Origin of the sequence: Mesorhizobium sp. ESP-6-4, assembly GCF_020164735.1 — a bacterium.
Lineage (GTDB): Bacteria > Pseudomonadota > Alphaproteobacteria > Rhizobiales > Rhizobiaceae > Mesorhizobium.
This window is the reverse complement of sequence record NZ_JAIUGS010000005.1, coordinates 1-23,200: the sequence shown is the minus strand read 5'-3', so window position 1 is coordinate 23,200 and position 23,200 is coordinate 1. Positions and strand designations below refer to the sequence as shown.

21 protein-coding genes and 1 riboswitch are annotated in these 23,200 nt (G+C 63.8%); of the genes, 15 read left to right on the top strand and 6 right to left on the bottom strand.

What is annotated here, in order from left to right:
- Window positions 1–7 precede the first annotated feature (7 nt).
- The 3 genes from LB523_RS11795 to LB523_RS11785 all read left to right on the top strand — a co-directional run bounded on the left by LB523_RS11795 (window position 8) and on the right by LB523_RS11785 (window position 3,991).
- The gene (locus LB523_RS11795; RefSeq protein WP_224602850.1) at window positions 8–2,227 is read left to right on the top strand and encodes a 3-hydroxyacyl-CoA dehydrogenase NAD-binding domain-containing protein; all 2,220 of its coding nucleotides are present in this window, start codon (window positions 8–10) and stop codon (window positions 2,225–2,227) included.
- Between the two features lie 228 nt (window positions 2,228–2,455).
- A complete protein-coding gene (locus LB523_RS11790; RefSeq protein ID WP_224602848.1) occupies window positions 2,456–3,097 on the top strand; it encodes a helix-turn-helix transcriptional regulator in 642 nt (213 codons plus the stop codon).
- 9 nt (window positions 3,098–3,106) lie between these two features.
- A complete protein-coding gene (locus LB523_RS11785) occupies window positions 3,107–3,991 on the top strand; it encodes a thermonuclease family protein (protein WP_411966456.1) in 885 nt (294 codons plus the stop codon).
- Here LB523_RS11785 and LB523_RS11780 read toward each other — a convergent pair.
- The gene (locus tag LB523_RS11780) at window positions 3,954–5,603 is read right to left on the bottom strand and encodes a lysine--tRNA ligase (RefSeq protein WP_224602845.1); all 1,650 of its coding nucleotides are present in this window, start codon (window positions 5,601–5,603) and stop codon (window positions 3,954–3,956) included. The genes LB523_RS11785 and LB523_RS11780 overlap by 38 nt on opposite strands.
- A gap of 211 nt (window positions 5,604–5,814) precedes the next feature.
- Here LB523_RS11780 and LB523_RS11775 point away from each other — a divergent pair, with 211 nt between their 5' ends.
- Window positions 5,815–6,228, top strand: a complete 414-nt coding sequence (locus tag LB523_RS11775; RefSeq protein ID WP_224602843.1) for a tellurite resistance TerB family protein — start codon at window positions 5,815–5,817, stop codon at window positions 6,226–6,228.
- Window positions 6,229–6,305: 77 nt separating this feature from the next.
- On the opposite strand, the gene LB523_RS11770 is transcribed toward LB523_RS11775, so the two are convergent.
- Window positions 6,306–7,157 (bottom strand): transporter substrate-binding domain-containing protein, encoded by an 852-nt coding sequence (locus tag LB523_RS11770; RefSeq protein ID WP_411966455.1) that lies wholly within the window; start codon window positions 7,155–7,157, stop codon window positions 6,306–6,308.
- A 248-nt stretch (window positions 7,158–7,405) separates the two neighbouring features.
- Here LB523_RS11770 and LB523_RS11765 point away from each other — a divergent pair, with 248 nt between their 5' ends.
- From LB523_RS11765 to LB523_RS11755, 3 genes are all read left to right on the top strand, one after another.
- Window positions 7,406–8,137 carry a LuxR family transcriptional regulator gene (locus LB523_RS11765; RefSeq protein ID WP_224602841.1) on the top strand — a complete coding sequence of 244 codons (732 nt, stop codon included), beginning with the start codon at window positions 7,406–7,408 and terminating at the stop codon, window positions 8,135–8,137.
- A gap of 98 nt (window positions 8,138–8,235) precedes the next feature.
- Complete coding sequence (locus tag LB523_RS11760; protein WP_224602839.1) at window positions 8,236–8,874, top strand: acyl-homoserine-lactone synthase; 639 nt, start codon at window positions 8,236–8,238, stop codon at window positions 8,872–8,874.
- Window positions 8,875–8,885: 11 nt separating this feature from the next.
- A complete protein-coding gene (locus LB523_RS11755) occupies window positions 8,886–9,635 on the top strand; it encodes an enoyl-CoA hydratase-related protein (RefSeq protein ID WP_224602837.1) in 750 nt (249 codons plus the stop codon).
- Window positions 9,636–9,754: 119 nt separating this feature from the next.
- Here LB523_RS11755 and ppk2 read toward each other — a convergent pair whose 3' ends face one another.
- Entirely contained in the window at window positions 9,755–10,660 is a 906-nt protein-coding gene (gene ppk2, locus LB523_RS11750) for a polyphosphate kinase 2 (RefSeq protein ID WP_224602835.1), read from the bottom strand.
- A 185-nt stretch (window positions 10,661–10,845) separates the two neighbouring features.
- On the opposite strand from ppk2, the gene LB523_RS11745 reads away from it, so the two are divergent.
- The 3 genes from LB523_RS11745 (at window position 10,846) to LB523_RS11735 (ending at window position 14,034) form a co-directional block, all read left to right on the top strand.
- Window positions 10,846–12,111 carry an ATP-binding protein gene (locus LB523_RS11745; protein WP_140845697.1) on the top strand — a complete coding sequence of 422 codons (1,266 nt, stop codon included), beginning with the start codon at window positions 10,846–10,848 and terminating at the stop codon, window positions 12,109–12,111.
- A gap of 108 nt (window positions 12,112–12,219) precedes the next feature.
- On the top strand, window positions 12,220–12,942 hold the full coding sequence (gene phoU, locus LB523_RS11740) for a phosphate signaling complex protein PhoU (RefSeq protein WP_095765899.1): 723 nt from the start codon (window positions 12,220–12,222) through the stop codon (window positions 12,940–12,942).
- Between the two features lie 87 nt (window positions 12,943–13,029).
- The gene (locus LB523_RS11735; RefSeq protein ID WP_095765898.1) at window positions 13,030–14,034 is read left to right on the top strand and encodes a magnesium and cobalt transport protein CorA; all 1,005 of its coding nucleotides are present in this window, start codon (window positions 13,030–13,032) and stop codon (window positions 14,032–14,034) included.
- Between the two features lie 142 nt (window positions 14,035–14,176).
- On the opposite strand, the gene LB523_RS11730 is transcribed toward LB523_RS11735, so the two are convergent.
- Entirely contained in the window at window positions 14,177–14,695 is a 519-nt protein-coding gene (locus tag LB523_RS11730) for a GcrA family cell cycle regulator (protein ID WP_095765897.1), read from the bottom strand.
- A gap of 357 nt (window positions 14,696–15,052) precedes the next feature.
- Here LB523_RS11730 and LB523_RS11725 point away from each other — a divergent pair, with 357 nt between their 5' ends.
- The 3 genes from LB523_RS11725 (at window position 15,053) to LB523_RS11715 (ending at window position 18,333) form a co-directional block, all read left to right on the top strand.
- On the top strand, window positions 15,053–16,252 hold the full coding sequence (locus LB523_RS11725) for an aspartate aminotransferase family protein (protein ID WP_224602833.1): 1,200 nt from the start codon (window positions 15,053–15,055) through the stop codon (window positions 16,250–16,252).
- Window positions 16,253–16,268: 16 nt separating this feature from the next.
- Entirely contained in the window at window positions 16,269–17,180 is a 912-nt protein-coding gene (argF, locus tag LB523_RS11720) for an ornithine carbamoyltransferase (protein WP_224602832.1), read from the top strand.
- A 124-nt stretch (window positions 17,181–17,304) separates the two neighbouring features.
- Complete coding sequence (locus LB523_RS11715) at window positions 17,305–18,333, top strand: Hsp33 family molecular chaperone (RefSeq protein WP_140845700.1); 1,029 nt, start codon at window positions 17,305–17,307, stop codon at window positions 18,331–18,333.
- A 202-nt stretch (window positions 18,334–18,535) separates the two neighbouring features.
- On the opposite strand, the gene apaG is transcribed toward LB523_RS11715, so the two are convergent.
- Window positions 18,536–18,928, bottom strand: coding sequence for a Co2+/Mg2+ efflux protein ApaG (apaG, locus tag LB523_RS11710; RefSeq protein ID WP_095765893.1), 393 nt, complete (start codon window positions 18,926–18,928; stop codon window positions 18,536–18,538).
- Window positions 18,929–19,271: 343 nt separating this feature from the next.
- Between apaG and LB523_RS11705 the strand changes: the two genes are divergently transcribed.
- Complete coding sequence (locus tag LB523_RS11705; RefSeq protein ID WP_224602830.1) at window positions 19,272–20,417, top strand: ceramide glucosyltransferase; 1,146 nt, start codon at window positions 19,272–19,274, stop codon at window positions 20,415–20,417.
- 82 nt (window positions 20,418–20,499) lie between these two features.
- On the opposite strand, the gene LB523_RS11700 is transcribed toward LB523_RS11705, so the two are convergent.
- Entirely contained in the window at window positions 20,500–21,690 is a 1,191-nt protein-coding gene (locus LB523_RS11700; protein ID WP_224602829.1) for an O-succinylhomoserine sulfhydrylase, read from the bottom strand.
- A gap of 56 nt (window positions 21,691–21,746) precedes the next feature.
- Window positions 21,747–21,824, bottom strand: a riboswitch (SAM riboswitch).
- A 116-nt stretch (window positions 21,825–21,940) separates the two neighbouring features.
- Between LB523_RS11700 and LB523_RS11695 the strand changes: the two genes are divergently transcribed.
- On the top strand, window positions 21,941–23,035 hold the full coding sequence (locus LB523_RS11695) for a 2'-deoxycytidine 5'-triphosphate deaminase (RefSeq protein ID WP_140542060.1): 1,095 nt from the start codon (window positions 21,941–21,943) through the stop codon (window positions 23,033–23,035).
- The last annotated feature ends 165 nt before the right edge of the window (window positions 23,036–23,200 follow it).

Sequence of the window (23,200 nt, the reverse complement as noted above, 5' to 3'; positions counted from 1 at the left end):
AGAAGAGATGAGCTACACCAATTTCACCCTCGACGTGGACGCCGACGGCATTGCGCTGATCACCTGGGACATGCCGGACCGTTCGATGAACGTCTTCACCGAGGAGGTGATGCGCGAGCTGAACGCCATAGTCGATCATGTGGCCGGCGATGCCGCCATCAAGGGCGCGGTCATCACCTCGGGCAAGGACAGCTTCTCCGGCGGCGCCGACATCACCATGCTGCAGAAGATGCTGGCGACCTTTGCCGTCGACAAGGAGAATGACCTTGAGAAGGCGACCAAGGCGCTGTTCGACAATGCCGGCTATATGACCGGCCTGTTCCGCAAGATCGAGACCTGCGGCAAGCCTTGGGTGTCGGCGATCAACGGCACCTGCATGGGAGGCGCCTTCGAAATGTCGCTCGCCTGCCATGGCCGCATCGCCGCCGATTCCGACAAGGTGAAGATGGCGCTGCCCGAAGTGAAGATCGGCATCTTCCCCGGTGCCGGCGGCACCCAGCGCGTGCCGCGGCTGACCGACCAGCAGCAGGCGCTGCAGATGCTGACCACCGGGCAGAACCTGACGCCGCAAAAGGCGAAGGCGATGGGCCTGATCCACGAGATCGCCGAGCCTTCGAAACTGGTCGAGACCGCCAAGGCGATGATCAGGAACGGCCTGAAACCGGTGGCGCCCTGGGACGAGAAGGGCTTCAAGCTGCCGGGCGGTCCGATCTATTCGGCGGCCGGCGCCAATCTCTGGCCGCCGGCGATCGCCATCCTGCGTCGCGAAACCTATGGCAATTATCCAGCCGCGCCCGCGATCCTGAAATGCGTCTATGAAGGCCTGCTGGTGCCGTTCGACACGGCGCTCAGGATCGAGCAGCGCTATTTCACCGAGATCATGCAGTCGAAGGAAGCAGCGGCGATGATCCGCTCGCTGTTCGTCTCGCTGCAGGAGCTGAACAAGGGCGCGCGCCGTCCGGCCGGCGTGCCGGAGACCAGGTTCCAGAAGATCGGCATCCTCGGCGCCGGCTTCATGGGCGCCGGCATCGCCTATGTCACCGCACGAGCCGGCATTCCCGTGGTGCTGCTCGACCGCGATCTGCCGTCGGCCGAGAAGGGCAAGGCGCATTCCGACAGCCTGATGGCCGATCAAATCAAGAAGGGCCGCGCCAAACCCGAGGACAAGGACAAGCTTCTGTCGTTGATCACCCCGACGGAGGACCATGCCGACCTTGCCGGCTGCGATCTCGTCGTCGAAGCGGTCTTCGAGGATTCGAGCGTCAAGAAGGAAGCCACGGAGAAGGCCGAAGCGGTGCTGAAATCGTCGGCGATCTTCGCTTCCAACACGTCCACCATCCCGATCACGGCGCTGGCGAAGAATTCGGCGCGGCCGAAGAACTTCATCGGCATCCACTTCTTCTCGCCGGTCGACAAGATGATGCTGGTCGAGATCATCCTCGGCAAGAAGACGGGCGACAAGGCCTTGGCAGTCGCCTTCGACTTCGTGCGCGCCATCAAGAAGACGCCGATCGTCGTCAACGACACGCGCGGCTTCTACGTCAACCGCTGCGTGCTCCGCTACATGTCGGAAGCCTACAAGATGCTGATCGAGGGCGTTCCGGCGCCGATGATCGAGAACGCCGCCAAGGCCGCCGGCATGCCGGTTGGCCCGCTGGCGCTGACCGACGAGACGGCCGTCGACCTCGCCCAGAAGATCATGAAGCAGACCATCAGGGATCTGGGCGAAAAGGCCGTCGATCCCGGGCAGATGGCGCTGATCAACACCATGGTCGACACGCATGGCCGCTTCGGCCGCAAGAACGGCAAGGGTTTCTACGATTATCCGGCGAAGCCGGCGAAGAAGAAGCTGTGGCCAGGCCTGAAGGATCTCTATCCGCAGCTGAAGCCCGAAAAGGTCGACTATGAGGAGCTGAAGCAGCGCCTCTTGGTGACCATCGCGCTGGAAGCGGCGCGGGTGATGGAAGAAGGCATTGTCACCGATCCGCGCGAGGCGGACGTCGGCTCGATCCTCGCTTTCGGCTTCGCTCCCTTTACCGGCGGCGCGCTATCCTACATCGACGGCATCGGCGCCAAGCGTTTCGTTAAGATCGCCAAGGGGCTGCAGAAGAAGTATGGCGCCGAGTTCAAGGCGCCGAAGCTTCTCCTCGACATGGCCGAGAAGGGCGAGACCTTCTACGAGCGCTTCGACCCTTACCGGAAGGGCGAGGTCCGAGAGGCGGCCTGATCAACCCAAGATGTATGTCTGGGGGCGAATGGCCCGCACCATGGCCACGGCGTCGAGCCGTGGCCCTTACAGGGTCGGCGACGAAAGCCGGCTCGATTAGTGTGCCGAACCAGGCCCATCTGTGCCTGCGTTCACTTTCCATCCCGGTCCGCCGCTACCGGTGGACAATGGTGTGGTCGCGCGCTAGACAGGCTTGAGGCATTTTTTCCTGTTTGAAGGAGTGCGCGCGTGCTCTCACACGACCGCGTATGGGCCGCCATTGACGCTCTCGCCGAGCGCTATTCGCTATCGGCTTCCGGTCTTGCCCGGCGCGCGGGCCTCGATTCGACGGCCTTCAACAAGTCGAAGCGCCTGTCTTCCGATGGCCGGCCGCGCTGGCCCTCGACCGAATCGCTGGCCAAGATCATCGAGGCCACCGGCGCGTCGCTCGAGGAATTCACCGGACTGGTCGAAGGGCGCGGCGGCGCCTCCATAGCCCAACAGCGCAGCGCCGTCCCGTTGCTTGGTTTCGCCCAGGCCGGCGCGGGAGGCTTCTTCGACGATGCCGGCTATCCGGCGGGGCAGGGCTGGGATCTGGTCGAGCTGCCGGCGCGGGCGACCGAGACGTCCTACGCGCTGCTGGTGCAGGGCGATTCCATGCTGCCGCTCTACCGCAATGGCGATGTGCTGATCGTGGAACCGGGCGCGCCGACGCGCAAGGGCGATCGTGTCGTCGTCAAGACCACCGCCGGCGAGGTGATGGCCAAGGTGCTCGACCGGCAAACGGTGAAATCGATCGTGCTGGTTTCGCTCAATCCCGCTCACCCGGACCGCGACATCCCGACGCGCGACATCGAATGGGTGGCGCGCATCGTCTGGGCGAGCCAGTAGGCCGGGCTTATGCGGCTTCTTCAGACAGCCCTGGCGGTTCTGGCAATTCCCGTAATGGCGGCGCTCGTTGTTGCCGGCGGACAGACGGTCAAGGGTCACGAAAGCGCCGTCACGGTCGATCAGATCGATCCCATTGCCGATGCCCTTCCAACCGGCGGCGACACCCCTTCCGCTTCTGATGCCGCGCAAGAGCCGGCCACTGCGGCCATTCCGGCGACGCCCGCTCCGCAGCCACCGAAGCCCGCCGCTCGTTCGAGGGCCATCGATCCCGACGTCGTGGCGCCGCCGGACCTGTCTGACCAGGAACTCGAACGGGTGGAGCCGCGCGCACCGCTCAGCGATCTGGCGCTGGCCGGGCCGCCCAAGCCGCCCAAAACCAAGATGCCAGGCGATTGGAACGGCACAAAATTGTTCCAGCCGGTCGCCACCGCCGCCGGGCTCATCGAGTCGAAGGGCTACGCGGTCGCCGTGTCCGGCGTGGACGTCGTCAAGGCCGACGAAACCTGTAGCGACGCGGGCAAGAGCTGGGCCTGCGGCACGCGCGCCAGAACGGCGTTCCGCGCCTTCCTGCGTGGCCGTGCGGTCGCCTGCACGGTGCCGCCGGACGGCGGCCGCGACATCATTACCGCCGAATGCCATATCGGCAACCAGGACATCGGCCAGTGGCTGATCGAGAATGGCTGGGCGCGCGCGGCGCAAGGCGGCCCCTATGTCGAGGCCGGTAACAAGGCGCGCGCCGCAAGGAAAGGTATTTTCGGCCCGGCGCCAAAGCTTGACGGTCTGCCGGCGCTGCCGGCCGCGTCAGGGCCGGCGCCGGTGGCGCCGGATTCGATCCTGCCGGCCGATGGCGGCGCGGTTACGCCGCCAGTTGACCAGCCAGCGCCCGCTCAATGAGCGCGCGCGTCTCGGCGATGCCGTAAAGCGCCGCGAAGGAACCGAAGCGCGGCCCGCGTTCCTGGCCGATCAGCACCTGATAGATCATCTGGAAGAAGGCGACCGACACGCCGGGTCCGCCTTCCGGGCTCTGCTTGGAATGGTCCTGGTAGCGTTCGATCTTGCGCGCGACATTGAGCGCAGCGTTCTGGATCGCCTCGCCATCGGCACCCTGCGGCAGCGCGCCGAGCGCGTCGGAGAGCTTGGCCAGCGCCTCGCGCTCCACCTCGTCGGCGGCGCGGTAGACCTTGGTCGGCTTCACGAAGTCGTCGAAATAGCGGATCGCGTAGCCGGTCAGCCGGTCGAGCTCCGGATGCGTCTTCGGCGTCACACCCGGCGCATGCCGAGAGATGAAACCCCACAGCACCGCCTTGTCGTGCGCGTTGGAGGCGCTGACCAGATTGAGCAGCAGCGCGAAAGGCACAGGCAGGTCGATGGCCGGCGGGTTGCCGTCATGCATGTGCCAGACCGGGTTGCCGAGCCGCTCCTTCCAGTCCTGGCGCGGATAGGCGCCAAGGAATGCGTAATACTCGTCCACCGCCTTCGGGATGACGTCGAAATAGAGCTTCTTCGCCTGCCGCGGCCGCTGGTACATGTAGAGGCCGAGGCTCTCCGTCGGCGCGTAGGTCAGCCATTCGTCGATGGTCAGGCCGTTCCCCTTCGACTTCGAAATCTTCTGGCCTTCCTCGTCGAGGAACAGCTCGTAGACGAAATGCTCCGGCGCGCGTCCGCCGAGGATGTTGCAGATGCGGTCGTAGATCGCCGCGTTGGTCTGGTGGTCCTTGCCGAACATCTCGAAATCGACGCCGAGCGCCGCCCAGCGCATGCCGAAATCCGGCTTCCATTGCAGCTTCACACGGCCGCCGGTGACAGGCAGCGTCGTCTCGGCGCCTTCGTCGTCGAAGGTGATGGTGCCGGCCTTGGCGTCGACATTTATCATCGGCACGTAGAGCACGCGGCCGCTCTTCGGCGAGATCGGCAGGAACGGGCTGTAGGTCGCCTGGCGCTCCGGCCCGAGCGTCGGCAGCATCACGCCCATGATCTCGTCATAGCGTTCGGCGGCGCGCCGCAGCACCTCGTCGAAACGGCCGGCCTTGTAGTACTGCGTCGCGCTGGCGAATTCGTAGTCGAAGCCGAACGTGTCGAGGAAGCGGCACAGCATCGCATTATTGTGGTCGGCGAAGCTCGCATAGTCGCCGCCGAACGGATTGGGCACCGAGGTAAGCGGCATATGCAGATAGGGCTCAAGCGCGGCGCGGTCCGGCACGCTCTCCGGGATCTTGCGCATGCCGTCCATGTCGTCGGAGAAGCACAGAAGCTTGGTCTTGACCTTGTCCTGCGTCAGCACCCGGAAGGCATGCCGCACCATGGTCGTGCGCGCCACCTCGCCGAAGGTGCCGATATGCGGCAGGCCGGACGGGCCGTAGCCGGTCTCGAACAGGACGATTTCGGGAAAATCCTTGCCCTTGTAGCGAGCGATGACTTTCTTCGCTTCCTCGAACGGCCAGGCCTTGCTCTCGGCCGCCGCGGCAAGCATCTCGGGAGTGAGATCGATGATGTTTGATCCCGTCATGTCAAAGTTCCAGTCATGGCCGTCTTCGTGGCGGATAAGGATTTGTCGATCGGTCTCTAGGCGTGACAGGCTGGAGCGTCAACGATTTGCGGCGCTTTTCCTTGCGACGCCGCGATAGCGCTCTTACGTTCGAGGCCATCATCCAGCGCATGTCATCCAAAAGTGTGTCACGGTTTTGGAGAGATGACATGCATGCTTTCAGGAGTTTTGAATGCCCTCATTGACGCCGCACGAAGCCCTGATCCACCTGATGGTCATCACATCGGCCTCCGATCGCGACATGACCGATGTCGAGCTGCAGCGGATCGGCGACGTCGTCCGCTCCTGGCCGGTGTTCGTCGATTTCAACCAGGACAGGCTGGTTCAGGTGGCACAGGCCTGCCAGAAGGCGCTGCATGAGAAGGACGGGCTGGAAGGCGTGCTGGCGCGCGTCGCCGAGGCGCTGCCGGAGCGGCTGCGCGACACCGCTTATGCCGCTGCTTTCGAGGTTGCCGCAGTCGATCTCGAAATGCGCATGGAGGAGGTGCGCGTCCTGCAGCTCATCCGCCTCAAGCTCGACCTCGACACGCTGACCGTCGCCGCGATCGCCCGCGCGGCCAAGGCGCGCTTGCGCTCGCTGACATGAAGCAATCCAGGAAAAGTCTGAGCGGTTAGGCTCGGCGACTTCGCCGCGCCTTCTGTTCGGAATTGCTGAATAACCGGTTAGAAAAAACTCACCGGGAAATAGCGCAGGTAAAACTCGGCGAAGGTGCCCTTGATCGAGATTTCCTGCAGCGCGTAGTCGAAGGCGGCGGCAAGCGCTGTGTCGTTCTTGCGGGTGGCGATCGCCATGCCCGAGCCCAGATATTCCGGCGCCAGATACGGACCGCCGGCGAAGCGGCAGCAGCCGGCGGCGTCCGAGCCGCCCAGCCAGAAAGCAAAGCGCATGCCATCGCCGAAGGCGGCGTCGACCTTGCCGGCCTTGAGGTCGGCATAGAGGTCTTCCGGTGTGTCGAAGGTCACCACCTGCACGGTGTTAAAGTAGTCCCGCAGCATTTTCTCATGCGCCGAGCCGGCGACGACGCCGACCCGCTTGCTGCGCAGCTTGTCGAGGATCGGCTCGCCGAAGGCCTTCGCCTTGGGCATGATGAAGCGCGCCGGGAATTGCATGTAGGAGCGCGAGAAGGCGTATTTCTCGCGGCTGTCCGGCGTCGCGGCGATGCCGGCGATGATCGCCTCGCCTTCGCCTTTCTGCAGAGCATCGTCCAATTCGTTCCACGGCAAAGCCTGGACCTGGCATTTTTCGGCGACGCCCAGTTCCGCGCAGATCGCCCGCGCCAGATCGATGTGGAAACCCGACAGACGGCCGGCGCCGTCGAGGAAGTTGAACGGCGGAAAATCGGTGGTGGTGAGGAATCTGAGCCGCGGCAGCGCGGAAAGATCGGGCTTCGGCAGCCGTTCCTTGGCGTCCCACAGCACCGGCACCTGCGGCTCCGCCGCCTGAGTCGGTCCGGCAAGGGGCAGCGCGCCGGTCAGTGCCGATATCAGGGCCAGAAATATCCACCGCAATTTCACGATAAGGCTCCGCCCAGACAGCTTTCTTGGCTTTTCGTATGAAAAGGGGGCAGGCACAACGGTTTTTGATTTCAAGCCGCCAAATTCAGCGTATGCTTTAGCACGTGTGCAAGTGACCTTGCGTGCCGGAAGGGGGAAGCTGCCGGTTTTGCTGAGGAGATTGCGACGCGGGGGTTGATGACGAAGGGGGGTTCGGGCATCTACCGTCGGTAATGAAAAAGCAGAAGCAACATGGGGTAGATGTTGCGATGGGCCTGTTCGACAGAACGCTGGAATACATAGACCAGTTGCAGCATGCTGGCACCGCGGCCGCGGTCTGCGAGAGGCTGCTCGGCATCACCTCGAGCTTCGGCCTGACCGCACTGATGGCGGGAACCGTGCCGCAGCCGGGCACGCCGCGCGGCCGGCAGAAACAGCATGTGATGCTTTGCGATTGGCCCGGCGAATGGCTGGAGCGCTATGTGGCGCGCAACTATGTCGACCACGACCCGGTCGTCAGCCACATGAAGCAGCTTCAGGCGCCGTTCCAATGGCGGGACGCTTCCAAGAACGCCCTGATCGACAAGAACAGCGACGAAGTCATGGGCGACGCGCGCGAGTTCAAGCTGCGCGACGGCCTGGCGTTTCCGCTGGTCACGCTCGACGGCCAGATCGTGATGGTCTCGCTGGGCGGCGAATCCGTTGAACTGTCGGATGCGGAATTCGGAATGGTCTCGCTCGCGTCGACCTATGCGATCGGCCGCGCCATGCAACTGCACGCCAAGGCCGACAGCGTCATCGATCACATAGAATTGACGGCGCGTGAGCGGGAGTGCCTGCAATGGGCCGCCGTCGGCAAGTCCGAATGGGAGATCTCGCAAATCCTCGGCATCTCGGAACACACTTCCGAGAAACACCTTCTTAACGCCAAGAGCAAACTCGGGGCAGCCAACCGGGTACAGGCGGTCGCGGAGGCGATTAGGCGCGGTTATATTAGCTAGGTCGGCCGTGCCGACCTGGAAATTCTTGCCTGCGCCTTCGCGCAATATTTTAAGGGACATCACGGCCGTATCTTCCTCTTAAGCCCAGGAGACGGCTAATGCTCTTTGCCCTTACCACTCAGGAACTGATGGAACGCCCCGACCTTTGGGAGGCGGTCCATCGCTTGCGCTACAAGATCTTCGTCGAGGAGATGGGTTGGACCGATCTCGACCGTCCGGACCAGCTCGAGATCGACCAGTTCGATCATGACGAGGCCGAACACCACCTCGTCATCCGCAACGGCGAACTGGCTGGTTACCAGCGCATGCTGCCGACCACACGGCCGCATCTTCTGACGGATGTTCTGTCGGATCTCTGCGAAGGACCGTCCCCTTCGGGGCCGAATGTCTGGGAACTGACCCGCTACGCGGTGGCTCCGGGTTTTCGCGACGGCAAACGCGGCGTCTCGACAGTCGGCACCGAGCTGATCGCCGGCTTCGTCGAATGGGGCCTGAAGCGCAACGTCAACCAGGTCATCATCGAGTTCGAGCCGATGTGGGTGCTGCGCGCCCTGCAACTGCACTTCCTGGCGACGCCGCTCGGTTACCAGCGCACCTATGGCAACCAGCAGGTCGTGGCGACGCTGCTCACCTTCACCGAGCATACGCTCGAGGTCGTGCGGGCCCGCCGCAACCACCACCTGCCGGTGCTGAACCGGGGCTATCCCGGTCTGCTCGGCCTCAAGCAGGCTTCGTGATGGAGGCGGTCATGAGTTTCCATCCCGAACCGGAACTGCGCGGCCATACGCTGGTCGTCACCGTGTCCTCGCATGACGGCCGGCCGGTGCTCGACAGGCACGCCTATGCGAGCCTTGCCAGGACCTTGCGCGATGCGGCGGTCAACGACGAGGTCCGCGTCGTCATGCTGCGCGGCCTTGCCGGATGCTTCTGCCTTGGCGGCGACTTCTCGGAGTTCCTCGACGCCACCAAGCACCGAGAACTGATCGCCGCCGTCACCGACATGTTCCGCATGTTGGCGACCTTCCCCAAGCCGGTCCTTGCCTGCGTCGACGGCGATGCCGTCGGCGTCGGCTGCACCATCCTGTTCCATTGCGACATGGTGATCGCTTCCAAGGGCAGCACCTTCAGGGTGCCGTTCGTCGATTTTGGCCTGGTGCCGGACGCGGCGACCAGCATTCTGGCGCCCCAGAAGCTCGGCTATGCCGGCGCCTTCCGCTTCTTCTGCCTGGGCGATACGCTGGGCGTCGAAGACGCCAAGGCGCTGGGCCTGGTCGGCGAGATCGTGACGCAAGGCAGCGCCGAGGAAGCAACGCTGGCGAGGGCCAAACAGCTGGCCAAGAAGCCCGTTGCGGCATTGCTGCAGACGCGCAGCCTGCTCAAGGGAGATACGGACGTGTTGTGCGACCGCATCGACCACGAGATCACGCTGTTCCAGCAGGCGCTTCAGGATGACACCACGCTGAAGCGGCTGCAGCGGATTGCTCGCCTGGCCGCCTGAGCGCCCGGCATGAAACCTCAGCGCCGCGCGAGCCGAAAGGCGCGCGGCGCTGTAACTCGTCCGGAACCGCGTTACCCCGCGGGTAGGGCAGGCCAGCGGTTCCAGACGAAGAACAACAACTAGTCTTTAAGGAATTCCGGCCCCTCGCCGATGATCTTCTTGTCGGGCTTGCCGACGGCGTGGAGGTCCCTTCCGTCATAAGGCAGGGAAAGCAGGATACGCTGGATCACCGCGAGCCGGGCGCGTCGCTTGTCATTGGCCCGCACGACGACCCAGGGCGAGAACTCCTTATGTGTGCGCTCGATCATCTGGTCGCGCGCCCTGGTGTAGTCGTCCCACTTGCCGACCCCGGCGATGTCGATCGGCGAGAACTTCCAGTTCTTCAGCGGCGACCAGCGGCGGTCATGGAACCGTTCGAGCTGCGTTTCGCGGCCGATATTCAGCCAGAATTTGAAGAAATGCATACCTTCGTTGCAGATCATCCGCTCGAAATGCGGCGTCTCGTCGAGGAATTTCTCATGCTGCTCCGGCGTGCAGAACCCCATGACCGGCTCGACACCGGCGCGGTTGTACCAGGAGCGGTCGAAGGTGACGAATTCGCCCGAAGTCGGGAAATGGTCGACATAGCGCTGATAATACCATTGCCCCGCCTCGGTCGGCGTCGGCTTGGGCAGCGCGACGTTGCGGGCCGTGCGCGGGTTCATATATTGCCGCAGCACGAAGATCGTGCCGCCCTTGCCGGCCGCGTCTCTGCCCTCGAAAAGCGCCATCACCCGCTTGCCGGTGGCCTGCAGCCAGGCCTGCGCCTTGACCAGTTCGATCTGCAGCTCCTCGAGCTCCTTTTCGTAGTCCTCGCTTTTCATCTTCTTGTCGTAAGGATAGCCGCCGGCGGTAAGCTTGTTGTCCTCGATCCAGTCAGGCAGCACCGGATTGTCGATGTCGAACTCGCGCTCCTTGCCGCCGATCTTGATCTTGATCGGCGCCGTGGCCGGCACCGCTTCAGCCGTTTCCTTGGCTTTTTTCATCCGGACGAACCTTTCCAGTTTGCGGACTCATGCTATGGAGCCTGTGCAGCGCAAAGACGCTGCAGCATTTTGATCTTGCGCATGAACCTTCGCGAAAATCGATCCTGATTTCCAGGGTCCCATGCGTCAGGCCGGTCCAGCGAGCCGGCTGACCGGTCGAACGGGATGCGGGGTGGCGCGGGCCTATGGCAGAGACGGGCGCGGGACAAGACGACAAGGGGCAAGCCTTGGCCGGGCGGCTGATGCGCAACCGTTGGCTGCTTGGCGCAGGCGTTCTCGCAGTCCTTGCCGTTTACTTTTTCGCCGGCGCATCCGCCTATGTGCTGCTGCTAGCCCTGGCCGCGCTGGCGGCCGCGGCGATGCTGCCTGCAGATGCCGAACGCCAGCCGGCCGATGCGGGGGCAGCGATCGAGGCCAGCGGGCTGCAGAGGCTCTCCGCCGAATATCTGGCCGCCGCGGTCGCCGACCCGCTGATCATCTTCGACCATTCCGCCACCATCGTTCACGCCAACGCTGCCGCCTTCGCCGCCTTTGGCGGACTGGCGCCCGGTATGTCGCTGTCGCTCAAGTTCCGCGCCCCGGAGATGCAGGCGCTGCTCGACGGCATCCTTGCCGGGGAAGTCGCTTCCGATGCGGTCGACTACACCGAAAAGCTGCCGGTGGAACGCACATATCGGGTCAGCGCGTCCACGGTCGGTCATGCCACAGGCCTTTACGTGCTGGTGTTCAAGGATCAAAGCGAGACGCGTCGCATCGATCGCATGCGCGCCGACTTCATCGCCAATGCCAGCCATGAGCTGCGCACGCCGCTTGCCTCGATCGCCGGCTTCATCGAGACGCTGCGCGGGCCGGCCCGCAACGATCCGGCGGCGCGCGACCAGTTCCTGCAGATCATGCAGAACCAGACCGGCCGGATGGCCCGCCTGATCGACGATCTGCTCTCACTGTCGCGGTTGGAGATGAAACCCTATCTGGGACCGGGCACGGAAGTCGATCTTCGCCAGACGATCGACAGCGTCATCGATTCGCTGGGGCCGCTGGCCAGTGAGAACGGCGTCGTCATCGAGCGGGAGTTCGCCAACGCGCCGCTTGTCGTCCCCGGCGATCGCGACGAGCTGTTCCAGGTCTTCGAGAATCTTCTCGAGAATGCCTGCAAATACGGCCAGTCAGGCGGGCGCGTCACCGTATCGGTCACCGGCGGCGAGGATGGCCAGCAGCCGGGCTTCGACGTCACGATAAGGGATTATGGTCCGGGCATTGCCGAAGAGCACATCCCGCGCATCACCGAGCGCTTCTACCGCGTCGATGTCGAAAACAGCCGCGCCCAGAAAGGCACCGGGCTTGGCCTTTCGATCGTCAAGCATATATTGACCCGTCATAACGCAAGATTGTCCATCAAGTCGGAAGTCGGCAAGGGCGCGGCGTTCACGGTTCATTTGCCGGCTCGCTGATCGTATATCGGTTACCAACCGGGATTTTCTTCTTTCTGTCATGCGGTTCACGTATCAGCGACGGATTGAGGGAACGCACCAGCCGGCACAAGCCGGGAAGGCATATCCATGCAGTCCGTTCATATCGCCAGTGCCTATGATGAAGAGCTGAAATTCCTGTCGAAGCGCATCGCCGCGATGGGCGGCCATGCCGAGCGCATGGTCGAACAGGCGGTCGCGGCCCTGGTGAATGTCGACCATGGCCTCGCGCAGAAGGTCATCCAGGACGATCTCGTCCTCGACGAAGGACAGCGCGAGATCGACGACAAGGCCATCATCATCATCGCCAGGCGCCAGCCGATGGCGACGGATCTTCGCGAGATCGTCGGCGCGATCCGTATCTCGGCCGATATCGAGCGTGTCGGCGACTTGGGCAAGAACGTCGCCAAGCGGGTGGCCTCGGTGGACGGCCGCCAGCCGAATAGCCTTTTCCGCGGTATCGAGGCGCTTGCCAATCTGGCGCTGACGCAGCTCAAGGAAGTGCTCGACGTCTACGCCTCGCGTTCGGTCGAGAGGATTGGCCTCGTGCGCGACCGGGACGACCAGATCGACGCCATGTACACCTCGCTGTTCCGCGAGCTCTTGACCTACATGATGGAAGATCCGCGCAACATCACACCGTGCACGCATCTTCTGTTCTGCGCCAAGAACATCGAGCGCATCGGCGACCACGCGACCAATATCGCCGAGACGATCTATTACATCGTCACGGGCGACCAGATGCCAGCCGACCGGCCGAAAGGCGACAAGACCGACAAGGTCGTGCTTCCCGGCCCGGTGCCGGCTAAGTGAACCGCCGCCTCTCGAATGGCTTCCTGATTTAGGATAAGCTCCTCCAGGGACAGCGATTTTGTCAGTCGCAGTCTCGGGAGGTTTGCGATGGAACAAGTTCGAAACCTGACCCCGGCCCCTATGTCGGGCATCATTGCATCCAGCGTCTATTCGGGCGGCAAGCGCATCGCCGACATCGCCATCGAACAGGCCGGCGAATGGGCGGCAAAACCCGGTCATGTCGTCTGGATCGGCCTGCTCGAGCCCGATCGCAACCTGCTGCTCCGGGTGCAGGCGCAATTCCACTTGCATGATTTGGCGATCGAGGATGCCGAGCATCCGCATGCGCGCCCGAAGATCGAGCAATATGGCGACGCCCTCTTCATCGTTGCCCGCACCGCGCAATTGATCGACGGCCGTGTCACTTTCGGCGAGACGCATCTGTTCGTCGGCGCCGGCTATATTGTCAGCGTCCGGCACGGCCCGTCGACCTCTTACGCCGCTGTGCGCCAGCACTGGGAGAGCTGCCCGCATTCGCTCGCCAAAGGCGAGGATTTCGTCCTCTACGCTATCCTCGACTTCATCGTCGACAACTACATGCCGGTGCTGGAGCAGATAGAGGACGAGGTCGAGGCGATCGAGGACAAGGTGCTTCTGAAGCCGATGACCGGTTCCGATATCGAGCGGCTTTACATGCTGCGCCGCGATCTGCTGCGGCTGCGCAATGCGGCGCTGCCGCTGGTCGAGGTCTGCCGTCGGCTGACCAGCGCCGACCTGCCGCAGATACATGCCGCCATGCATCCGCTGTTTCGCGACGTGACCGACCACATCCGCACCGTGCAGGAAAAGATCGACTCCCTGCGCGAAGTTCTGGCCTTCGCCTTCGAAGCCAGTCTGCTGGTCGGGCAGAGCCAGGAAACCGCAATATCCAAGAAGCTCGCCTCATGGGCGGCCATCCTGGCGGTGCCCACGGCCTTCGCCGGCATCTACGGCATGAACTTCTCCGACATGCCGGAACTGAAGATGGAATACGGCTATCCGGCCGTCTTGGTGGCGATCGCGCTCATCTGCGCGTTCCTGTACTGGCGATTCAAGAAGAATGGATGGCTGTGAAATAGGGGAGTAAGGGAGTAGGGGGCGAGTAGCGAATAGGGAGTAGCGAGTAGGGGAAATAAGTTGCCCTCTTCGCGAAACTCCATCCAGCTCTATTCGCTATTCGCTATTCGCTATTCGCTATTCGCTATTCTCTATTCGCTCAGCGCGCCCTGCGCCGCTCCCCGGCCGGCTGGAACGCCACCCGAGAATGATACTTGCAATAGGGCCCCGTTTCGGCGGCGTCGTTGCCGCAGAAGTTGAAGTCTTCCGACAGCGGATCGCCGTTCGGCCATTTGCAGGTGCGTTCGGTCAGCTCGACGAGCTGCAGATGCCGCGAGATCGGCACGACCACGTTCTCGACCGGCCGGATATAGTGGCGCGCGACCGGCTCGGCGTCGAACTGCACCTGCAGCGCGGTGGCGCCGATGGTGGTGGTCACGTGACGCGTGGCACTCGCGGCGCGGGTCACCGATTTCTGCATCGAGGCGCCTTGCGTCGCCTTCTTCTGGCGCGCCGGAGCAGCCGTTGCGCGGCCCCGGCCCGACAGCTTCAGGCGATGCACCTTGCCGATGACGGCGTTGCGGCTCACCCCGCCGAGCTGTGCGGCGATCTGGCTGGCGCTCAGACCCTCCGACCACAATTTCCTGAGAAGTTCGACCCGCTCGTCAGTCCAGTTCATGAGACCGCGCTCCTGCTGAGGCGTACGGCAGTCAGAATCCTTTCCCGCCCCCGGCTCTCGCCGGGCAAACAACACCACATATACCGGGTGATTAGGTCCGCCGCACGAAATCTAGTTATTTCTCGACTACAAATACCTTATGCGCTGACTCGGTGACAAGAGTCCCCAGGGCAACACGATTCGGTTTTTTCGGTTTTCCCCAACTTGCCGGCCTACTTATGAGCCGACGTGGCGTCAGGGGCTTGCCACGCGCTTCTGCGTGACGTTTTCGTTGACTTCATGGCCGAAAAACATGATAAGCCGCAAAGGCCGCCGCATTGGCGGCTTTTTTGATTTCCGGTTCCGGAGACGCATATAATGAGCGGTTCGGCGCTTTACGAGACCTTTGCCCGCGCACCCCTAGCGTTCGACCGTGGGGAGGGGACCTGGCTGGTCACCGACAAGGGCGAGCGATATCTCGACTTCGCCGGCGGCATCGCGGTGAATTCGCTGGGCCACAGCCATCCGCATCTGGTCGCGGCGCTCACCGAGCAGGCCGCCAAGCTGTGGCACGTCTCCAATCTCTATGAGATCCCGGAACAGCGCCGGCTGGGCGAGCGGCTGGCTGAGGCGACCTTTGCAGACAAGGTGTTCTTCACCAATTCCGGTGCCGAGGCACTGGAATGCGCCATCAAGACGGCCAGGCGCTATCAATTCGTCAAGGGCCATCCCGAGCGCTTTCGCATCATCACCTTCGAGGGTGCCTTTCACGGCCGCACGCTGGCGACGATCGCCGCCGGCGGCCAGTACAAATACCTCGAAGGCTTCGGCCCGAAGGTCGAGGGATTCGACCAGGTGGCTTTCGACGACATCGACGCCGCTGAAAAGGCGATCACGCCGGAGACCGCGGCGATCCTGATCGAGCCGGTGCAAGGCGAGGGCGGCATACGCCCGGTGCCGACGCAATCGCTGAAGCGGCTGCGTCAGCTCTGCGACAAGCGCGGCCTGCTTTTGATCTTCGACGAGGTCCAGTGCGGCATCGGTCGCACCGGCAAGCTGTTCGCGCATGAATGGTCGGGCGTCACGCCCGATCTGATGGCGATCGCCAAGGGCATCGGCGGCGGCTTTCCGATGGGTGCCTGCCTTGCCACCGACGAGGCGGCGACCGGCATGACGGCCGGCGTGCACGGCACCACCTTCGGCGGCAATCCGCTGGCGATGGCCGTCGGCAACGCCGTGCTCGACGTGGTGCTGGCCGACGGCTTCCTCGAGGACGTCCAGCGCAAGGCGCTGCTTCTGAAGCAGGGCCTTGCGGCGGTGGCCGATGAATTCCCCGACGTCATCGAGGGCATCAGGGGAACCGGCCTTATGCTCGGCCTGAAATGCGCCATGCCCAACGCCAAGGTGAACATGGCGCTGCGCGACCAGCACCTGCTTGCCGTGCCGGCGGGCGATAACGTCATCCGCCTCCTGCCGCCGCTCACCGTCACCGACGAGGAGATCGGCAAGGCGCTGGAGCGCATTCGCGGCGGCGCCAAGCGCCTGACCGACGCGATTGCCGCCGAAGCCGCCAAATAATTTCTGGAACCTGCCGATGAGTGTTCGCCACTTCACCGATCTGTCCGCCGTTTCCGCGGGCGACCTGCGCATCATGCTTGACGACGCGGTGGCGCGAAAGACCAGGCTCAAGGCAGGTGAGCGTTCAAAACCGCTCGATGGCAAGGTGCTGGCCATGATCTTCGACAAGCCGTCGACGCGCACGCGCGTGTCCTTCGATGTCGGCATGCGCCAGCTCGGCGGCGAGACCATCATGTTGACCGGCACCGAGATGCAGCTCGGCCGTTCGGAGACGATCGCCGACACGGCGAAAGTGCTGTCGCGCTATGTCGACGCCATCATGATCCGCACTACCTCGCACGACCGGCTGCTGGAGCTCACTGAGAACGCCACCGTTCCGGTCATCAACGGGCTGACCGACGACACGCATCCCTGCCAGCTCATGGCCGACATCATGACGTTTGAGGAGCATCGCGGTCCGGTGTCCGGCAAGACCTTCGCCTGGACCGGCGACGGCAACAATGTGCTGCATTCGCTCCTGGAGGCCTCGGCGCGGTTTAGCTTCAACCTCAATGTCGCGGTGCCGGAAGGCAGCGAGCCTTTCGAGAAATATGTCGACTGGTCGAAAGCCAATGGCGGCAAGCTCCGGTTTTCCAGGTCCGCCGAGGAAGCCGTCGACCAGGCCGACTGCGTCGTCACCGACAGCTGGGTCTCCATGGGCCAGGAGCATCGCGCCCGCGGCCACAACGTCTTCCTGCCCTATCAGGTCAATGCGGCGCTGATGGCGAAAGCCAAGCCCGATGCATTGTTCATGCACTGCCTGCCGGCGCATCGCGGTGAGGAGGTCACCGACGAGGTGATCGACGGCCCGCATTCGGTGGTCTTCGACGAGGCCGAGAACCGGCTGCACGCCCAGAAGGCGGTGCTGGCCTGGTGTCTGGGCGCGTGAGAAGGGCTGGACCTGACCGCTTCCGGCCCGATCGGGCTCAACTTGATCTGGGGACATGTGATGCCTATTTGCGGGCCATCACGTAAATCGAACGCGCTTCGACGCATGCGGCTCACCGGGCGGCATGGCTGCGCCCCGGAGTATTGTCATGTTGGAAACCCAGACCTTGGCTGAGCATAAACCCCAACTCGGTGAATTCGGCTTCGCCGGCGACGATCACGTCGTGCCTTACGAGGTCGCGCCGCTCGATGTGCGCGGCCGCACCGTGCAGCTCGGGCCGATGCTCGACGCTATTCTGAGCCGCCACGATTACCCCGAGCCGGTCGCCCGCCTGCTGGCGGAAGCCTGCGTGCTCACCGTGCTGCTCGGCACTTCGCTGAAGTTCGAAGGCAAGTTCATCCTGCAGACCCGCACCGACGGTCCGGTCGACATGCTGGTGGCCGATTTCACCACGCCGCATGCGCTGCGCGCCTATGCGCGCTTCGATGCCGACCGGCTGCAGGCGCTGACCGCCGCCGGCGAGACCTCGCAGCAGACGCTGCTCGGCGACGGCGTCTTGGCCTTGACGATCGACCAGGGCGCGCATACGCAGCGCTACCAAGGCATCGTCCAGCTCGACGGCACCTCGCTCGAGGACGCCGCGCGCACCTATTTCCGCCAGTCGGAGCAGATCCCGACCGATATCAAGATGTCGGTCGCCAAGCTGGTCACGCCCGGCCCGGCCGGCGCGCGCGAGCAGTGGCGCGCCGGCGGTATCCTGGCGCAATTCCTGCCGCAATCGCCGGAGCGCATGCGCGTTCCCGATATTTCCGGCGGCGACGGCGATCCGCGTGACGTTGCGGACCAGCCGGCCGACAATTCCTGGCAGGAGTTGCTGGCGCTGCTCGGCACGATCGAGCCGACCGAGTTGATCGACCCGACGGTGGGCGCCGAGCGGTTGCTCTACCGGTTGTTCCACGAACACGGCGTGCGCGTTTTCCGCGGCGTCCCTGTCGCCGACCAGTGCTCCTGCTCGCGCGACAAGATCCGCGGCATTCTCGAAGGCTTTTCGGCTGAGGAGATCAAGGAATCGACCGAGGAGGGCGGCATCCATGTCGCCTGCGAGTTCTGCTCGACCCAATACGACTTCGACCCGGCTGAATTCGCGAAGTGAGCCCTCTTCCTTCTCCCCGTTCCATGGGGAGAAGGTGCCCGAAGGGCGGATGAGGGGCGGCGCCAACGTTGGCGATCATAGCGACACGCAGGCGACGCGGTCGTCCGCCTCAAGGAAAATCTCAGAAGGCCGGCGTCGCCCCTCATTGTCCTGCCGGGCATTTCTCCCCGTGAAGCGGGGAGAAAGAGGCTGTCGCCGACGGCTAATTCACCGTGCGCCTTGTCCCTGGCATGTCGAGCGAGAAAGCCGGAATGGCGATATCGAACGTCTCGCCGCGGCCGTTGCGCATCGTGTAGTGGCCGACCATGATGCCTGATGGCGTCGAGAGCGGGCAGCCCGAGGTGTACTGGTAACTGTCGCCGGGATTGAGTTCCGGCTGGTCGCCGACGACGCCGGCGCCGCGCACCTCCTCGACCCGGCCCTGGCCGTCGGTGATGTGCCAGTAGCGCGACACAAGCTGCACGAACTCGTCGGAGCGGTTGTCGATCGTTACCTGATAGCCCCAGACATAGCGGTTCTCGGAGGGATCGGAGCGGTCCTCCAGATAGAAGGGCCTGACCAGCACTTCGATGTTGCGCGTCACTGCGCGATACATGGGCCACTCCGGTTGCCGCCGCGGAAAATATGTCACGCTCCGCTCTTGATAAACGCAGCGCCGACCATCCTGCCAGCCTTGTAAGTGCAGGTGCCGAAAAACAATGTCATTTAGGTGACACATGACAATGTTGGTGTGCACAAACCGTGCCGGGCGACTCGGGCGCTCTGTAACAGTTGAAACGGCCGCGTGCGGCCTAAAGCAATTCCAGGAAAGCGCGAGCGGTTAGGCTCGGCGCCTTCGCCGTAGCCTTCCGTCCGGAATTGCGTGAAAACAAGGAGATGGAGTGGGTCGCCGTTTGCGTGAAACGGTGAAACTCTCTATCGGGGGTGACCAGATCTCGATGGAACCGACTATCGCAGCCGGCCTGGCTTCGTCAGCGCTTCTTTCCTTCAATCTCGCCAGCATCCTGCTCGCCTCGTCGCAGCTGAAGCGGCGGCATGTCATCGCGCCGCCCCCCGGCGCACGGCCGCCGGTCTCCATCATCGTGCCGTCGCGTGGCGTCGAGCCGTTCACGCAGGAAACCTTGCAGCGCGCCTTCTCGCTCGATTGGCCGCGCTACGAGCTGATCTTCTGCGTCGCGCATGCCGAAGACCCGGTGGTCAAGCTGATCGATGCGGCGATCGCACGCTGCCCGAAGGTTCCGGCGCGGCTGCTGATCGGCGACGATCGCGTCAGCGCCAATCCCAAGCTCAACAACTGCGTCAAGGGCTGGCAGGCGGCGCGACACGATTGGGTGATCCTCGCCGATTCCAACGTGCTGATGCCGAGAGACTATGTCCAGCACCTGATGGCGGCATGGCGGCCGGATACCGGCCTCGTCTGCTCGACGCCGATCGGCTCGCGGCCGGACGGGTTTTGGGCCGAAGTCGAATGCGCCTTCCTCAACACGCTGCAGGCGCGCTGGCAGTATGCCGGCGAGGCGCTTGGCCTTGGCTTCGCCCAGGGCAAGAGCATGCTGTGGAACAAGCCGATGCTCGACGCGAATGGCGGCATCCAGGCCTTGGCCGCCGAGATCGCCGAGGACGCGGCGGCCACCAAGCTGGTCAACGGCCTGGGGCTCAATGTCAATCTCGTCGCCTCGCCATTCGAGCAGCCGCTCGGCCAGCGCAGGCTCGCTGAGATCTGGTCGCGCCAGACGCGCTGGGCGCGGCTGCGGCGGGTTACCTTCCCACTGTTCTTCGCGCCGGAGATCCTGACTGGCGCTGCGGTGCCGCTGCTGCTGGCGCTGATTGCGGCGGCAAGCGCCGGCGTCAGCCTGCCCACGACGGCCTTGGGCGTGCTGGCGATCGGCTACCTGCCGGAATGGCTGCTGGCCTTTGCGAAGGGCTGGTATTTGTCGCCGCGCAGCATCACCGCGATGATCGTGCGCGATGCCCTGCTGCCGGCCATCTGGGCGCGCGCCTGGTTCGGCGGCGCCGTCGAATGGCGCGGCAACGCCATGACCATCCGCACCAAGGCGATGACCGAGTTGGAGGAGCTCGCCTAGAGCAATTCCAGGAAAAGTGTGAAACGGTTTTCCATCCGGAATTGCGGCTCTGGAAGGCTCCGGCCGCGGCGTTCTCAGCCTTCTATTTTGCCGCCTTCAGGCCCTGTTCCACGTCTTCCAGCAGATCGTCGCTGTCCTCCAGGCCAACGGAGAGCCTCAGCGTCCCTGGCCCGATGCCGAGCTCGGCGCGGGCCTCGTCGCTCAGGTTCTTGTGCGTCGTCGTCGCCGGATGGGTGATCAGGCTCTTGGCGTCACCGAGATTGTTCGAGATCAGCACGATGTCGAGCGCGTTCTGGAAGGCAAAGGCCGCCTGCTTGCCGCCCTTTACGTCGAGGCAGATCAGCGTCGAGCCTCCCGACATCTGCTTCTTGACGATATCCGCTTGCGGATGATCGGCGCGGCCCGGATAGATGACACGGGCGATCTCCGGCCGGCCGGCAAGGAAATCCGCGATCTTGCCGGCGCTCTCGGTCTGCTGGCGCACGCGCAGCGGCAGCGTCTCCAGGCCTTTGAGCAGCGTCCAGGCATTGAAGGGCGACAGGCTCGGGCCGGTGTGGCGGAAATAGTCGTGAAGGTTCTCGTCGATCCACTTCTTGTCAGACAGGATGACGCCGCCCAGGCAGCGGCCCTGGCCGTCTATGTGCTTGGTCGCCGAATAGACGACGATATGGGCGCCGAGCTGCAGCGGCTTCTGCTGCAGCGGCGTGGCGAAGACATTGTCGACGATCAGCCTGGCGCCGATCGAATTGGCGAGCCTGGCGACGGCGGCGATGTCGACCACCTCCAGCGTCGGGTTGGTCGGGCTTTCCAGGAAGAACAGCTTGGTGTTCGGCCTTACCGCCTTTTCCCAATTGGCGATGTCGGTTCCGTCGACCAGCGTCGCCTGGATGCCATAGCGCGGCGCCAGCGTCTCGACCACCCAGCGGCAGGAGCCGAACAGGGCGCGCGCCGCGACGATATGATCTCCGGCCTTGGCGCTGCAGAGCAGCGCGGCGGTTACTGCGGCCATGCCGGAAGCGGTGGCGCGGGCATCCTCGGCGCCTTCCAGCGCGCACATGCGCTTTTCGAACATGTCGACGGTCGGGTTGGCGTAGCGCGAATAGATGAAGCCCGGCTCTTCGCCCTTGAAGCGGGCTTCCGCCGCTTGCGCCGTCTCGTAGACATAGCCTTGGGTGAGATACATCGCCTCGGATGTCTCGCCGAAACCGGAACGCAACGTTCCGCCATGCACGAGTGCCGTCTGAGGTTTCCAGTTGCGCTTCTTGGTGCTCATAGCCCTGCTTTCAGACACAAAAAAACCGGCCGCGAAGTCGCAACCGGTCCATATAGCCTTGCGGCTCGACGGTCCTTTAGCGACTTATTTAACGTGGCTGCAAGCCGACCGGCCAAATCACCACGGGATAACGACCCTTTAGACCCGCGCCGCGCTTGCGTCAATTGCCGGCTTCATTAAGAGGTTTGTACCAGCCCGGCGGCAAGAGCCTGCTTAGATCCTCGCCCGGCCTTGTGAACGGAGCCAGCCTTTGCGGCAAACAGGCATTCTTCCGGATCAGGACATCGCAGCGCTGTTCGAGGCGAAGGCGCTGAAGTCGCCGCGCGCGCTGGACGCCGACCAGATCCAGCCGGCCAGCCTCGATCTAAGGCTCGGCGACAAGGCGTTTCGCGTGCGTGCCTCGTTCCTGCCGGGTCCGGATCATCGGGTCGTCGACAAGCTCGAGCGGCTGAAGCTGCACGAGATCAGCCTTGCAGAGGGCGCGGTGCTGGAAACCGGCTGCGTCTATATCGTGCCGCTGCTAGAAAGCCTGGCGCTGCCGGCGAATGTATCCGCCTCGGCCAATCCGAAGAGCTCGACCGGCCGCCTCGACATCTTCACGCGCGTCATGACCGATCGCGGCCATGAGTTCGACAAGATTGCCGCCGGCTACCGCGGGCCGCTCTATCTCGAGGTCAGCCCGCGCACCTTCCCGATCGTCGTGCGCGCCGGCTCGCGGCTGTCGCAGATCCGCTTCCGCACCGGCAACGCGGTGCTCTCGGAGAGCGAGCTGCGTGACCTTCACCGAGCCGAGATGCTGGTCGCCACCGAGCCGCCCAATATCTCAGGCGGCGGCATCGCGCTCTCCATCGATCTCGATGGCGACAAAGACGGCCTTGTCGGCTACCGCGGCAAGCACCACACTGGCCTGGTCGACGTCGACAAGCGCGCCGCCCAGGATGTCGTTGATTTCTGGGAGCCGATCTACAAGAGCGGCGCCGGCGAACTGGTGCTCGATCCGGACGAGTTCTACATCCTGGTCAGCCGAGAAGCCGTGCATGTGCCGCCGCTCTACGCCGCCGAGATGACGCCTTTCGATCCACTGGTCGGCGAGTTCCGCGTCCATTATGCCGGCTTCTTCGATCCGGGCTTCGGCCACTCCGCCGCCGGCGGCAGCGGTAGCCGCGCCGTGCTCGAGGTGCGCAGCCACGAGGTGCCTTTCATCCTCGATCACGGCCAGATCGTCGGCCGTCTCGTCTACGAGCATATGCTGAAACGCCCGCAGGCGCTTTACGGCACCGAACTCGGCTCGAACTATCAGGCGCAGGGCCTGAAGCTCTCCAAGCATTTTCGGGCAGCGCGGTGAGGTCCAAGTGGGGAGATGTCCGGAAGGGGACGCGCCGTCCCATCTGTTCTTCGTCATTCTAGGGCGGAGCAAGGAGCGAAGCGACGCAGCGCAGACCATAGAATCCTGTGTGTTGGTTCTGGTGTATGGTTGAAGTGGGAAGGAGACCGAATGAATCCTGGTCGT